Origin of the sequence: Butyricicoccus sp. AF35-5AC, from assembly GCF_003477715.1 — a bacterium.
GTDB classification, from domain to species: Bacteria; Bacillota; Clostridia; order Oscillospirales; family Butyricicoccaceae; genus Agathobaculum; species Agathobaculum butyriciproducens.
This window is the reverse complement of record NZ_QUDX01000001.1, coordinates 325761-340021: the sequence shown is the minus strand read 5'-3', so window position 1 is coordinate 340021 and position 14261 is coordinate 325761. Positions and strand designations below refer to the sequence as shown.

16 protein-coding genes and 1 other RNA gene are annotated in these 14261 nt (G+C 55.3%); 5 read left to right on the top strand and 12 right to left on the bottom strand.

Annotated features, from left to right (window positions below):
- Positions 1-293: 293 nt before the first annotated feature.
- Positions 294-560, bottom strand: an RNA gene (gene ffs / locus DWZ82_RS01590) — signal recognition particle sRNA large type.
- Positions 561-615: 55 nt separating this feature from the next.
- Entirely contained in the window at positions 616-3006 is a 2391-nt protein-coding gene (locus DWZ82_RS01585) for a transglycosylase domain-containing protein (protein ID WP_118478274.1), read from the bottom strand.
- A gap of 349 nt (positions 3007-3355) precedes the next feature.
- On the opposite strand from DWZ82_RS01585, the gene DWZ82_RS01580 reads away from it, so the two are divergent.
- From DWZ82_RS01580 to DWZ82_RS01560, 5 genes are all read left to right on the top strand, one after another.
- Entirely contained in the window at positions 3356-3685 is a 330-nt protein-coding gene (locus tag DWZ82_RS01580; RefSeq protein WP_118478272.1) for a BofC C-terminal domain-containing protein, read from the top strand.
- Between the two features lie 159 nt (positions 3686-3844).
- Positions 3845-4090 (top strand): IreB family regulatory phosphoprotein, encoded by a 246-nt coding sequence (locus DWZ82_RS01575; protein WP_110435230.1) that lies wholly within the window; start codon positions 3845-3847, stop codon positions 4088-4090.
- A 407-nt stretch (positions 4091-4497) separates the two neighbouring features.
- Positions 4498-6513 carry a YgiQ family radical SAM protein gene (locus DWZ82_RS01570; RefSeq protein WP_118478270.1) on the top strand — a complete coding sequence of 672 codons (2016 nt, stop codon included), beginning with the start codon at positions 4498-4500 and terminating at the stop codon, positions 6511-6513.
- Between the two features lie 68 nt (positions 6514-6581).
- Entirely contained in the window at positions 6582-6995 is a 414-nt protein-coding gene (locus tag DWZ82_RS01565) for a hypothetical protein (RefSeq protein ID WP_147356897.1), read from the top strand.
- A 139-nt stretch (positions 6996-7134) separates the two neighbouring features.
- Positions 7135-7566 (top strand): Lrp/AsnC family transcriptional regulator, encoded by a 432-nt coding sequence (locus DWZ82_RS01560; protein WP_116704675.1) that lies wholly within the window; start codon positions 7135-7137, stop codon positions 7564-7566.
- A gap of 315 nt (positions 7567-7881) precedes the next feature.
- Here DWZ82_RS01560 and rsmA read toward each other — a convergent pair whose 3' ends face one another.
- The 10 genes from rsmA to DWZ82_RS01510 all read right to left on the bottom strand — a co-directional run bounded on the left by rsmA (position 7882) and on the right by DWZ82_RS01510 (position 14259).
- Complete coding sequence (gene rsmA, locus DWZ82_RS01555) at positions 7882-8745, bottom strand: 16S rRNA (adenine(1518)-N(6)/adenine(1519)-N(6))-dimethyltransferase RsmA (RefSeq protein WP_118478266.1); 864 nt, start codon at positions 8743-8745, stop codon at positions 7882-7884.
- Between the two features lie 247 nt (positions 8746-8992).
- Complete coding sequence (gene hpf / locus DWZ82_RS01550) at positions 8993-9520, bottom strand: ribosome hibernation-promoting factor, HPF/YfiA family (protein WP_110435235.1); 528 nt, start codon at positions 9518-9520, stop codon at positions 8993-8995.
- Between the two features lie 195 nt (positions 9521-9715).
- The gene (locus tag DWZ82_RS01545; protein ID WP_110435236.1) at positions 9716-10558 is read right to left on the bottom strand and encodes a fumarate hydratase; all 843 of its coding nucleotides are present in this window, start codon (positions 10556-10558) and stop codon (positions 9716-9718) included.
- Complete coding sequence (locus tag DWZ82_RS01540; protein WP_118478264.1) at positions 10555-11727, bottom strand: amidohydrolase; 1173 nt, start codon at positions 11725-11727, stop codon at positions 10555-10557. Before DWZ82_RS01540 ends, DWZ82_RS01545 begins: the two co-directional genes overlap by 4 nt.
- Before the next feature lie 358 nt (positions 11728-12085).
- The gene (locus tag DWZ82_RS01535; RefSeq protein WP_110435239.1) at positions 12086-12550 is read right to left on the bottom strand and encodes a S1 RNA-binding domain-containing protein; all 465 of its coding nucleotides are present in this window, start codon (positions 12548-12550) and stop codon (positions 12086-12088) included.
- Between the two features lie 33 nt (positions 12551-12583).
- The gene (locus DWZ82_RS01530; protein WP_110435240.1) at positions 12584-12865 is read right to left on the bottom strand and encodes an FtsB family cell division protein; all 282 of its coding nucleotides are present in this window, start codon (positions 12863-12865) and stop codon (positions 12584-12586) included.
- A gap of 46 nt (positions 12866-12911) precedes the next feature.
- A complete protein-coding gene (gene yabQ, locus DWZ82_RS01525; protein ID WP_118478262.1) occupies positions 12912-13370 on the bottom strand; it encodes a spore cortex biosynthesis protein YabQ in 459 nt (152 codons plus the stop codon).
- 6 nt (positions 13371-13376) lie between these two features.
- Positions 13377-13661: a sporulation protein YabP gene (gene yabP / locus DWZ82_RS01520; protein WP_110435242.1), complete on the bottom strand. Its 285-nt coding sequence runs from the start codon at positions 13659-13661 to the stop codon at positions 13377-13379.
- A 74-nt stretch (positions 13662-13735) separates the two neighbouring features.
- On the bottom strand, positions 13736-13981 hold the full coding sequence (locus DWZ82_RS01515) for an RNA-binding S4 domain-containing protein (RefSeq protein WP_118285471.1): 246 nt from the start codon (positions 13979-13981) through the stop codon (positions 13736-13738).
- Positions 13978-14259 (bottom strand): HU family DNA-binding protein, encoded by a 282-nt coding sequence (locus DWZ82_RS01510; RefSeq protein ID WP_110435244.1) that lies wholly within the window; start codon positions 14257-14259, stop codon positions 13978-13980. Before DWZ82_RS01510 ends, DWZ82_RS01515 begins: the two co-directional genes overlap by 4 nt.
- Positions 14260-14261 lie beyond the last annotated feature (2 nt).

Sequence of the window (14261 nt, the reverse complement as noted above, 5' to 3'; positions counted from 1 at the left end):
ATTCAATACCGGTTTGCTTGCAAACCGTACCCGCATGACAGGATTTTGTTTCAAAAATCCGAGCCATCGACCTCCGCCGCTTCACGGCGGCATTCAATCGAATCTTACGGCCGTGCCGTAAGATTCATAAAAACCCGCGACATGTGCGTGGGTTTTTATACAAGACGGAGCAAAAGTTTCGACCATCGGAAGGAACTTTTGTCCCGCCGGGATTTGTCCGAGCCGCAGGCTCGGCATATCCCCTTCGATCGAAAGCGTGGTTTCGATCGAGAATCGTTCAGCGCCCCACAAGACCGCACACAGGTAATTCGAATACACACACCCGGCTGCCTTTCCGCATTTCGGGCTCAGAATCGGCAGATCTGCGGCACACGATGGTTTCTGCTTAATGCTGCTCGGTTCCCCGCCTGACATGGTTCACAGTCCTCCGTTGCGCAGTACCGGTCCCTCATCGCCCTGTGAGTGGCTGCCTCGCCGCATGCGTGCTCCTTGTTACCCGCATAGTCCCCGCTGAAGCGGATTGCGGGTTCAAGGCACCGCTAACGCCCCGACTTGTGCGGCCTTGTGCGGCGCTGAACGATTTTCAGTTTTCAGTTTGTGCCGAACAATTCGGCTTTATGCTTCCGGATCCTCCGAGCTGTCGCCGCTGTCTCCGCTGTCGCCGCCGGAATCGCCGCTGTCGCCCGAATCGTCTCCGCTGTCACCGCCGTCGCCGCTGTCGTCACCGGAATCGCCGCTGTCGCCGCTGTCATACGATCCGCCGTCACCGGAATCCTCATTGCCGGTGTTGGTATCCGAAGAGCTGCTGTCCGAATTGCTGTCATCTTCTTCATCGTCGTAGTAATAATTATCTACGCCCATGCTCTCGAAATCATACTTGTTTTCGATATTCTGATGACTGCAGGTCTCGGTCGGAACCTTGCCCTTCCAGAATCGGCCGGTTGCAGCACGTCCCGCAGCGCGGCACGCGCCGGATGCCAGCAGACCGGTATCCATACAGTAGGTGACTTCCTCGAAATCCTGCGGATGCGAGTCAAATACCAGACCGGAATCACCTGCATGCACCTTCTGCATAACAGCCAGCCAGATATTCGCCGCATTGCGACCGTACAGGCCGTCCAGACGGTAGTTATGCTCGTAGCCTACCCATACCGCACCGGAATACTTCGGCGTGATGCCGCAGAACCAGATATCGGTATTGGAGGTGGTCGTACCGGTCTTGCCGCCGGTTTCTACACCGTCAAGCTGAATGCCGTAGGCGGTACCGTGTGCGGTAACGTTCTGCAGACAGTCGAGCATATAATAATCCGTGCGGACATTGGTAAAGCCCTTATCCGTGTTGGGTGTATTCTCCATTACGGTGTTGCCTTCGCTGTCCGTCACCTTGGTGTAGGTGCGGGTACCGCCGCAAACGCCATCATTGATGAAGGTCGAGAAACCGCCCGCCATCTCACGAACGGTAACACCGTCCGTCAGTGCGCCAAGCGCCAGCGGTGCAAGATCGATATCCGACTGCACGGTACCGTCCTCGTTGGTGCGGCTGTCTACCAGCTTAAAGCCAAGCTGCTGGGTCAAAAAGTTAAACGATACCTGCGGTGTCAGCGTTTTGAGAAGCTGTGCAGAGACCGTATTGAGCGAACGGGTCATGCCCTCCTTAATGGTCAGCTGACGGCCGGTCGGATATTTGCCGTCGTTCATCGGCCACGGATTGCCCTCTTCATCCTCCATGAGCGCACGATCATAAATCGTGCTGTCCGGCGTGACGATGCCGTTATCCATCGCCGGTCCGTAAGCCGAGAGCGGCTTGAGCGAAGAACCCGGCTGACGGCGTGCGTCAGACGCATAGGAGAAACCGCGGCTGCTGGTCTTTTCACCGCGGCCGCCGGCAATACCAACGATATTGCCCTGCTTGTCCGTGATGACCATGGCGCTCTGCGGAATTTCACCGTACTTTTCGGTGTTCGGGAAATTATCTGCGTTAGCCCAGACCTCATCAAGTGCATTCTGCACCTTGGTGTCGATGGTCGCATAGATGTTCAGGCCGCCGGAGTAAACCATGTTCTCCGCAACCAGACGGGAATATCCCTTTTCGGTCATCAGGTCGTTGATCACGTCCTTGATAACTTCATCGGTGAAGTAGCTGTAGGTGGACTTGATCTCCTGCTGATACTCCTCGTAGGGGCGGTAGTTAAGCTCCTCTGCTACGGCAGCCTCGTACTCCTCCTGCGAGATCATCTTCTGATCGAGCATCTGTGCAAGGATGGTCTCCTGACGCTTCTTTACCTTTTCGGGATGGTTATAAACGTCGTAAATCGACGGGTTGTTGGTAAGACCTGCCAGCACGGCGGATTCTGCCAGATCCAGCTGCGATACATCCTTGTCAAAGTACTGCATCGCCGCAGTCTGCACACCGTAGCTGTTGTAGCCCAGATAGATCGTGTTCAGGTACATGACCAGAATACGGTCCTTGTCGTCAATCTCTTTCTCGAGTGCAAACGCGCGGAAAATCTCGTTTACCTTGCGCTTTACCGAGTAATCGTTATCAGCCGTGATGTTTTTGATCAGCTGCTGCGTTATCGTGGAGCCGCCGTACTGCGTGCCGCCGAGCAGCCAGCCCTTGACCGCACCGATCGTGCGCACCCAGTCTACACCGTGGTGCTTGTAAAAGCGCTCGTCCTCGATTGCAACGACTGCGTTCTTGAGGGTATCCGGAATCTTGTCGCTGTCCACCCATTCACGGTTTTCCTTGCCCTTGATGGTTTCGTACAGCTTGTATTCATCGGAATCCGATTCCTTAGCATAAATGAATGAATTCAGATTCAGACCCAGTCCCTTGCTGATCTCCACCGCAGTTTCCTTCGCGGACGGATTGATATAGATGTGCACATACATCGCAAACGCAATGCCGCAGAAGCAGCCGCACAGCACGCCGATCAATACCAGTGTAATCAGTATGCGGGAGAACAGATGTCCGATTCCCGTTCCTTTTTGATTGCCAGTTGCCAATTTGTTTTCCTCCTTGCCCCACGATATGCACCGCAGGGTCCTGTCGGGTAAGACGAAGAACACGTCCTATTTGTTCCCGCACACGGTCTTGTTTTTTTGAAACACCGTGTATTGTTGGCAATACCGTAAAATTCATCGGTATTACCGTCTTATAAGGCTAAATGAATTGTACAATAGCTGCCTGTGCCGATTTTCTTCCGGCAGCTTACTGCCGAGGTAATAGGCACTCTGATAGCATTATACCACAGGACTTTGCAAATTCCAAACATTTTTTACGCTGCTTTTAGAATAGACCGTATTTTTGTGGGAATACTCAAAGCAAGTCCCACTGAGTGAAGGAGTTTTGACTATGATGCAGGGTTTTTATCTGCTTGCTATGCAGCAGGCGCGGCGGCGCACACAGCTCGCCGCGCTGGCATGTCTTGCAGCAATGATCAGTCTGGTTCTGGCCGGACGTGCGCTTCTGGCTTCGCCGGCCGTTCCGGCGAGCGCATCGATTACCTATACGGTGCAGAGCGCAAACGACCGGCTTGTCATCCGGCAGAGCGACGGCTCGGTCCTGCGCACAGGCATCGACACGCGCACGCTGCCATCCGCCGAGCAGCAAGCGCTTGCGGACGGCATTACACTCGATAATGCAGAGGAGCTGGCGCGGCTGCTGGAAAATTACAGCTCGTAAAACACCGTCTCCTTTTCCATCGCCATACAGTGTATGCCACAGGCGGAAAAAGTTTTCATGCGAGTTTTGCGCGGATAAGGCTTTACTTTTTCCGCTTTTTGTATTATGCTTTAAGTAACGATAAACACCGACAGGTAGGATCGGAAAGGAGAACCAAATATGCTTGACGGAACGAGAAAATTCAGTCTGGTAGACGAGTCCAACAAGGAGATGAAGCGCACGCTTACCACTGTGTATGACGCGCTCAAGGAGAAAGGCTACAACCCGATCAACCAGATCGTCGGCTATCTTCTCTCTGAGGACCCGACTTACATAACCAACCACAACAATGCCCGCAGCCTGATCTGCAAGATCGACCGCGACGAACTCATGCAGGAGCTGGTTCAGTTCTATCTGGATAACTGAGTTTTTGCAGAATAACCGTATACCTTATTTGCGAAAAAAAATAACCGTTACCTTTGGCGAGGACGGTTATTTTTTATTTTGCAAAACATTTCCGTTCTCTGCGGCTTGACTTTTACCGCAGATTTGCTATACTTATAGATAGAAAAGGGCAATCCGGCAGAAGACGGTTGACCTGGGTTCAATTATTTTGTTGAAAAAATAACCGTTACCTTTGGCCGAGGACGGTTATTTTTTTATGGTTTTAACGATTTCAAGCAGAATGATCAATGTAATAATCTGCAGAATCTGATCCACAATACCACCTCCCTTCAGGGAGTATGGTCAACCGTCTTCAACATCTTTTGCCGGATTACCCGTATTTTTATTGTAACCTATAATTTTCACCTTGTAAAGCCAAAGAGGTATATATGAACGGTTTTCTCCCTATTTCCAAACAAGATATGACCGACCGCGGATGGTATTACTGCGATTTTCTGATCGTCACCGGCGATGCGTACGTCGATCATCCGTCGTTCGGCACGGCGATCATTTCACGCGTGCTGGAGGATGCAGGCTACAAGGTCGCTATCCTCAGCCAGCCGGATTTCCACGATGAGCACGATTTTCTCGAAATGGGCCGTCCGCGCTATGCGGTGCTCATCAACGGCGGCAACATCGACTCGATGGTCGCGCACTACACCTCGGCGAAAAAGCGCCGTTCGGACGATGCGTACACGCCGGGCGGTGTGGGCGGCAAGCGGCCGGACCGTGCGGTAACCGTCTATTCCATGCTTGCGCGGCGCGCCTTCCCGGAAACGCCGGTCTATCTCGGCGGCATTGAAGCCAGTCTGCGCCGATTTGCACACTATGATTACTGGGCTGACCGTGTTATGCCGTCCATTCTGGAATCCACCGGCGCGGATGGCGTGATGTTCGGCATGAGCGAGCACTCGGTCGTTGAGCTGGCAAACAACCTCAAGCACGGCAAAAAGGGCGCAGACGCGTGCAAGGGAGTCCGCGGCACGGCCTATATGGTGCATGATACGGACGATCTGGAGTATGATGCGGTCGAATGTCCCTCGTACGAGGATGTCTGCGCCAGCAAGCCGGACTACGCCCGTTCGGTCAAAATCCAGTACGACGAACAGGATGCCGTGCGCGGCAAGGCGATTCTCCAGCGGCACGGCAAGCGCATCCTTGTGCAGAATCCGCCCGCAAAGCCGCTGACCACAGAGGAGATGGACCATGTTTACGCGCTGCCGTACATGCGTAACTATCATCCGTCGTATGAGGCGCTCGGCGGCGTACCTGCCATTCAGGAGGTACAGTTCTCCATCATCCACAACCGCGGCTGTTTCGGCGCGTGCAACTTCTGCGCGCTCGCGTTCCATCAGGGACGCTACATTCAGGTGCGCAGCCACGAGAGCGTGATCGAGGAAGCAAAAAAGATTACCCAAATGCCCGGATTCAAGGGATACATCCACGATGTCGGCGGCCCGACCGCGAATTTCCGCTTTCCGGCCTGCAAAAAGCAGGAGAAATACGGCTGCTGCAAGGACAAGCGCTGTCTGTTCCCAACCACCTGCCAGAACATCGAAGCAGACCACACGGATTACCTCGAACTGCTGCGTGAGCTGCGCCGCATCGAGGGTGTCAAGAAGGTGTTCGTCCGCTCCGGTCTGCGCTACGACTACATGATGGCCGAGAAGAACGATGCGTTCTTCCGCGAACTGGTCGAGCACCACATCTCCGGTCAGCTGAAGGTCGCGCCGGAGCACATGAGCGACAACGCCCTGTACTACATGGGCAAGCCGTCCTTCAAGGTGTACGAGCAGTTCCGCGAGCGGTATGCCCGCATCAACGAAAAGCTGGGCCGCAAGCAGTATCTTGTGCCCTATCTGATGAGCTCGCATCCGGGTGCAACGCTTGATGACGCCATCATGCTCGCGCAGTACCTCAACCGCGTCGGCTACATGCCCGAGCAGGTGCAGGATTTTTATCCCACGCCGGGTACGCTGTCCACCGCGATGTACTACACCGAGATTGATCCGCGCACCATGAAGCCGGTCTTTGTGGCGAAAACACCCGAGGACAAGGCGATGCAGCGCGCGCTGCTGCAGTGGCGCCGACCGGACAAGCGCCCGATCGTCATTGCCGCGCTCAAAAAGGCGCACCGTGAGGATCTCATCGGCTTTGGCAGGGAATGTCTCATTCGTCCGGGCAGAGGCAACGACCAGCGCATGCCGGGCAGCAAGCAGCACAGCGTCAGCCGCCACGGCGTGTCCAACGGCGGCAGACAGCAGAATAACGACCGCCGTCATTCTGCGCCTAATAACGGCAAGCACAGTGCACCGAACAGCAAACGACCGACTTCACGTCCGGCACAGAGCAAGCCGAATCAGGGTAAAAAATCCGGCTGGGCAAAACCGAAAAAGAAAAAATAATTTTATACGGAACTTTTTACGCCGTCTTTCGTCTATACTATCAGAGTTACGAAAGGCGGTGTTTTTTTATGACAAAACGTACTTTAGCAATGCTTCTTGCACTTCTGGCGCTGCTGCTGACCGGCTGCGGCAATGCCGAGCCGAAAACCACGGAAGCCGAAATCGGCAGCCAAAGCACGGATGACGCAGCTGCCCTGCCGGATACCACCGAGCAGAAACCGGTCGCAGATGCACCCATGATGGTGATGGTGGATAACACGCTGTATCAGTCTACCGGTGAGGTCAGCACGATCGATGGCCGCTGCGGCAACATGGACGGCGAGATCACCTCGCAGACGGCGAACGGCACGGACGCGCCCACCGAGAACGGCCAGTCCAACTTCGGCACGGGCTACGGCTATCAGCGCATAGACGACCATATCGAGGTGCTGATTGATAACCAGTGGATCGTGTTCAAGCCTATCACCGACTCGGATGTATAAAAACTTTTGTTCGAAGCCTTATTTTATTTGACAACAACCCGGTCGTGCTTTATAATAAACAGTGAACAAAGGAGTTCGTCCCGCGAAGGCGGGTCGGACTCCTGTTTTTATTTTTAGGATAAGGAGGGCTATTTGCCCCATGGACGAAATTGATCTGAAGCTCTTGCGGCTGCTGCAGAAGAATGCACGCACCCCCATCAAGGCCCTTGCAGGTGAGGTTCGCCTTTCCTCCCCTGCGGTTTCCGCGCGTATTGAGCGGCTGGAAAAGCAGGGCGTTATTCGTGCGTATACGCTCGATCTGGACCCGCTGCAGCTTGGCCATCACATTCTCGCGTACATTCATCTGGATATGCAGCCCACCCAGAAAGAGGAATTTTATCCGTTCATTGCCGCGTGCTCAAATGTGCTCGAGTGCAACTGCGTGACCGGAAACTACTCCATGCTGATCAAGGTGTCGTTCGCCTCGACGCAGGAGCTGGACGGCTTTATCGGACGTCTGCAGAAATTCGGCAAAACAGAAACACAGATTGTGTTTTCCTCGCCGGTGCCGCCGAGAGCCATTGTGGTATAAGAAAAAGCCTGCGTGTGCAGGCTTATTTCTTTTATCCACAGGGTGGGGATAGGTTTGGGTATTTCATTAGGTATAGCCGGTAAACGACAGGGTGACCTCAGAAGGTGAATTGCCCGCAGGGCAAGAGAGACCACCCTGGGGTGCCCCGCCGTTTCTCTCCGGTTTGCACCAATTAATACCAACGGCACACGTTCCGTAGGAACGCACTAATGTGTGCGCACTAATCTCACCGATCGCCAACCACGGAAAAGGGCGGACACACTGGTCCGCCCCTACGATAGCCTGTACAGGTTGATTAAACCCACAAATCAAAATTTACTGCAGTTTTTCCGCCGCGAGATCTGCCAGTTTCGCATACTCTGCAAGGCTCAGCCGCTCACCGCGAACGCGGGCATCCAGACCGGCTGCTTCTACGAGTGCGGTGATCTCCTCCTTGCTCATCGACGAGCCGAGCACCGGACCGAGCGCGTTCACGAGCGTCTTACGGCGCATATTGAACGCTGCGCGCACAAGGGCGAAAAACAGCTTCTCGTCCTTAGTCTCAACCGCCGGCTTGTCGAGCGGCACGAGCTTGAGCACCGCCGAATCCACCTTGGGCTTGGGCACAAAGCAGTCCGCCGGAACATCAAACAGGATTTCCGCCTTGGCGTGGTACTGCACATAAATCGAGAACGCCGAGTACGCCGCCGTGCCCGGCTCTGCGCAGATGCGCTGCGCGACCTCCTTCTGTACCATGACCGTCACCTGCTCGAACGCGCCGCTCTCGAGCAGCGCCGTAATCGCCGGTGTGGTGATGTAATACGGCAGATTGGCGCACGCGATCGCCTTTCCGTCACCGAATTTCTCCTTGCAGAGCGCGGCAAGGTCGGTTTCGAGCACATCGCCGTGCACGACCTCGAAGTTATCGTAATCCGCGAGCGTCTCTGCCAGAACCGGCATGAGCGCACGGTCCAGCTCGACCGCTACGACCTTATCCGCACGCCGGCACAGCTCTGCCGACAGGCAGCCCATGCCCGGGCCGACCTCAACCGCGTTTCCGCACTCGGCAGCACCGCTCATCTCCGCGATGCGGCGCGGCACGCTTTCGTCTGTCAGGAAGTTCTGACCGAGCGACTTGGAAAAATGGAAACCATGACGGCCCAGAACCGCTCGAATTGTCTCAATATCACATAAATTCATTTATTTCCTCCCTGTGGCTCAAAAAAGCCGGCGGCATAGGCCGCCGGCTTTTTTATGTATTTTGCACGCAGTGCATTTTTAATCGGATTTTATTTATAAAATCCATAAAAACCGGGAGCATGTATCACGGTTTTTATACAAGTGAGGAAATCAGTGTGCCGCATAGCGACGCGCTGATTTTCTCTTTGGATATGTCCGAACATTGTTCGGCATATTCTACTCGTTGAAAAGCGTGCTTTTCAACGAATTACTCCTCGCCCTCGATCAGACCGTAACCGCCTGCCGCACGCTTGTAAACAACGGCATGGATATTGTCGTTGTCGGCGTTGCGGAAGAAGTAGAACTGGTGGTCAAGCAGGTTCATCTGCAGGATAGCCTCGTCCACGCTCATCGGCTTTACGTCGAAGCGCTTGCGGCGTACTACATCGAAGTCCTCCTCGGTCAGTGCGGCCTTCTGCTCTGCCATCTTGTCGAATGCACCCTCACGCAGGCGCTTCTCCAGACGGGTCTTATGCTTGCGGATCTGGCGCTCGATACTGCTGATGGCACCGTCTACGGAAGCATACATATCAGTCGTCGTTTCCTCGGCGCGGACAACCAGACCAACCTGACGCACCGTGATCTCGACCGTCTGCTTGCCGCGCAGCTCGCTGAATGTAATCGTGGTATCCGAATCCTGCTGGAAGTAGCGATCCAGCTTCTCTACCTTACGCAGTGCGTACTGACGCAGCTCGTCCTCGATCTTGATTTTTCTTTCGACGATAGTGAACTTCATAAAATCATCTCCTAACAGGCGTAAACCGCCTTTGATGGCTTTATCCGCGGCCGCCGTGGTGTGACGGAAACGGTATTGGGTTTTTGCTATCTTCAGTATAGCACAACCTATGCAACTTGTCCAACAATTTTTCAGAAGTTCACAATTTGTTCAGCACATTCCCCAAGATGTTTTACAATCTCTTGTCAAGGTTGCTTACAGCTCGCCCTCTGCGTGACGGGTAACATGGCAGGAAATATTAACCACGCACGGCAGACCGGCGATATGCGTGCCGAACGGCTCAATGGCGCAGGCAAGAGCGGTAACCGTGCCGCCGAGTCCCTGCGGGCCGACACCGGATGCGTTGACCTTATCGAGAATCTGCTGCTCCATCTCGGCGTACAGCGGATCGGCGTTGTGCTGATCGACCGGACGCAGCAGCGCACGCTTGGCGAGATATGCCGCCTTATCGCTCGTGCCGCCCAGACCGACGCCGATAACGATCGGCGGGCACGGGTTGGAACCCGCATGGATGCACGCATCCGCGATAAAATCCACAATCTGCGCCTTGGTAGCGGCAGGCGTGAACATCTTCATCTGGGTCATATTCTCCGAGCCGAAGCCCTTCGGTGCAACCGTGATCTTCACCTTGTCACCCGGAACGACCGAGGTGTACAGGATACACGGCGTGTTGTCGTTGGTGTTTTCGCGGCGCAGCGGATCACCGACCACCGACAGGCGCAGATAGCCGTCAATGTAGCCGCGGCGAACACCCTCGGTGACTGCATCCTCGAACGAGCCGCCGGTCAGATGCACGTCCTGACCGATCTCCGCGAACACGATCGCCATGCCCGTATCCTGACAGACCGGCACGTTGTTCTCGCGTGCAAGGTCGCAGTTGGCGATCATTTCACCGAAGATGGTCTTGCCGAGCGGAGACTCCTCCGCGTTCTGACCATCCACGAACGCCTGCCGCAGATCTGCGGGCAGATAGTAGTTGGCATCAATGCACAGCTGACGCACCAGCTTGGTTACTTCCGAAACCTCAATCGTCCTCATTTTGTCCTCCTATATTCCGGTGCGCCGTTTACAAAAACAGCCTGCACCTGAGTTGCGATATCCAACGGGTCCCCGCTCCACAGCACACAGTCTGCATCCAGACCGGTTTTCAGGCTGCCGATTCTGTCCTGCATGCCCGCAATTTTCGCGGGTACCGAAGTGACAGCGCGTAGCGCATCCGTTTTATCCATACCCGCGCGCACCGCCAGCATAAGCGCCATCGGCAGCAGCCGCAGCGGAATTTCCGGGTGATCGACCGTAATGGCGGTTTCGATTCCGGCCTTGCACAGCAGTCCGGGCGCGGCATCCGACAGGTTGCGGATCTCCGGCTTGGAACGGTCGGTCATGTACGGACCGCTGACCACCGGAACGTGCTCCTCGGCCAGCAGGTCGGCCACAAGATGCGCCTCCGTGCCGTGAATGATAACCGCCCGCAGACCGAACTCCTTCGCAATACGCAGCGCGGTGAAAATGTCATCCGCACGGTGCGCGTGAAAATGTGCCTCAGCCTTGCCCCAGAGAAGCGGCTGCAGCGCTTCCATCTTGATGTCGAAATCCGGCTCGTCCTGGTCCGGGTCATTCTCCGCACGCGCCTTGCGCGAGAAATACTCCTTCGCCTTGTACAGCTCCTCGCGGATGATGCCCGCGGTTGCCATGCGCGTGACCGGCGTTTCGTCCTTGTCGTGATAGACCGACTTCGGGTTCTCACCCAGCGCGAACTTGATCGCAAGCGGCGCCTTAAGAATCATGTCGTCCACACGGCGGCCTGCCGTCTTGAGCAACGCAATCTGTCCGCCGATGGGGTTTGCGCTGCCCGGGCTGACTGCGGCAGCCGTCACACCGGCCTCAAGTGCCTCGCGGAAGCTGCGGTCAAACGGATTGACGCCGTCCAGTGCACGCAGATGCGGCGTCGCCGGATCGGTATCCTCGTTGCCGTCCGCGCCCTCAAAGCCGAGGCCGTCCTCGTACAGACCGATGTGCGAATGAATGTCAATCAGGCCGGGTGTCAGCACGCCGCCCTCGCCGTCAATGACGCTTTCGCAGTCCGGCGCTTCGCCCTCGCCCATCGAGGCAATTCTGCCGTTTTCAAGCAGAATCCAGCCAAAAAAGCGGGAATCACGCTCATCCATCGTCCAAATATTGATATTTTTGATCAGTGTTTGATTCATGGAAAACCTCTTCCAAAAACTGTTGACAAGTGTGGTAATTTATGGTATATTTATCATGGCGGTTGGGAAAGCCGCCATGCACCGTTCATATCTTTATCCCCACAATCCTACTTTTGGCGCTCTTTCGCAAGGAAGAGCGCGTTTTTTTGCATAAAAGCAGGATTTCATTGCTTTTTCAGCACAAGCTATGCCGGGCAGGCAAACTCCCGCTGAATCTCAGCGAAAAACGCACCGCCCGTCAGGGGCGAACACGCTTACGCAGTTCATGCGCACCGGACAGCCAGTGCCGAAAAGCCCTGCCGACGCTTCGTGCACCGGCATATAAAAGCAAAACCGAGGTTTCCCTCGGTTTTCTTCTTTATCTGCGGCGGCGCGAACCGTTCTTTCGATCGGTTGCGTGGCGCACATCGGCCTGACGGCTTTCGCTGTCCGACATAAACGCCTTCAGCTTATCCTCAAAGCTCATCGTGGACGGGTCCTTCGGTGCCTGCTGCACACGTCCGCGCGGTGCGGACGAACGCTGGAAACGCGGCTGACGCGGCGCAAAGCCGCCCTCACGGCGCTCCTGTCTCGGCTGACGCGGCTCCTGCGGCTGCGCCTTCTTGATCGACAGATTGATACGGCCTGCCTGATCAATATTGATGATCTTTACCTTGACCTGCTGGCCCTCCTGCAGGAAATCCTTGATGTCATTTACGAAAGTCGAAGCGACCTCCGAAATATGCACCATACCCGACTTGCCTTCGGGCAGCGCAACGAATGCACCAAACTTGGTGATGCCGGTTACCTTGCCCTCTACGATTGCTCCCACTGCCAAATCCATATAAGCTGTTTTGCCTCCGTTATTATTTCCCTTTTACCGGCTGGACGTATCTACAAAAATACGCTCGCCCGGTTCCGCATAGCCCAGTTCTGTCCGCGCCATCTCTCCGATATCCTCCTCGGAAATGCCGCTTTGCATTTCCTGCCGGAGCGTCTCGTTCGCCTTCTGATATTCCTCCACCCGCAACGTCAGAGACGCGAGTTCATCCCGCTTGCTCTTGATCTGCGTGCGCAGGTTTACCACATTGACGACCGCGTAAAGCAGAAACACCACTACCGCTGCCCTGATAAGGATCATCCGCGTGCGCCTTGTCATCTGCTCACCTCATATCGTTTGCTTGCGCGTCAGACTGATACAGGTTTTATTTTATACCTTTTCTGCGAAAAAGAAAAGAGTCTTTTTCAAATTTTTTCGTCAAAAACCGAATTTTTACCGGACTGCACCGCTGTTTTACCACCGTTTGACAGTGCATCCGCAGGCTGTATACGGCGCGTCTCAGCTTTGCAAGCACCTGCAGAAGCCTCATAATCGCCTCCAGCACGGTTTCACTCAGCGCCGCAAAGTACAATCCCATGCCGCCTGCCGCCGTTAAAAGCACAAAGCCGCGCGGCTGACCGGCGGCCGCGATCAGCCCGAACTCGAATAAGGCCGCCAGCACGATCGCCCAGAACAACGTATCGAGCAGCGCCGCCCCTGCCCATCCGCACCGGAAATGCAGACGCAGTGCCCGCAGCATGTCATACACCGCCCCGATCCCGACACCGAGCAGCAGGCTTTGCAGCACGAGAGTGACCTGCTGGCTGTTCGTAAACACCGGCATGGCCGCTCACCCGCCGAAGATCCGCCGAAACAGGCTGTCGCGCGGCTGCACGCTGTCGTCGTACTCGAGCAGACCGATCTCCCCCTGAATGATCAGTTCTCCGGCCTCCAGCTGCAGCCGCTCTACATGCAGTCCCTGACCGCGCACGACCAGCATGCCGCGCACGGTTTCGAGCAGCACCTGTTCCTCATCAAAGCTGTGCACGTCGGTCACACCGGAAATCGTCAGCTTCTCTCTCCCCTCCAGAATGACACTGTGCGGCATTTCACGGCTTCGTTCCTCCTGTGCCATATAACTCCCCTCCTGACTGCAAAAAAGTATCCCGCTCTGCAATATATGCGAGAGCGGGATACTTTATCACCTGTTCAGAGCGGCAGTTCTTTATACAGCGCGGACGCATCTGCCTTGAGCGTATGCTCCGCGATATTCAGCACTTCCACCTTCATCGTGCGCTGACCGAATGCGATCTCGATCACGTCGCCGATCTTCACCTGATACGAAGCCTTGGCCGGCTTGCCGTTGACCGTGATGCGCGCTGCATCGCATGCATCATTCGCCACCGTGCGGCGCTTGATCAGGCGGGATACCTTCAAATACTTGTCTAATCTCACTTGTTTCCGTCTACCTTATCCTTCAAAACTTTGCCCGGCTTGAACACCGGCATGGTCGCCGCTGCAATATTGATCTCCTCGCCGGTACGCGGATTGTGTCCCGTGCGTGCTGCGCGCTCCTTGGTCTCAAACGTGCCGAAGCCGCTGATCTGCAGCTTGTCACCGGCTGCCATGATATCCGCAATGGCGGTAAACACGGTGTCGATCGTCTTTTCGGTGTCCTTCTTGGAAAATCCGGTCTTTTCTGCGACCAGCGTCACCAGTTCGCTTTTCTTCATGG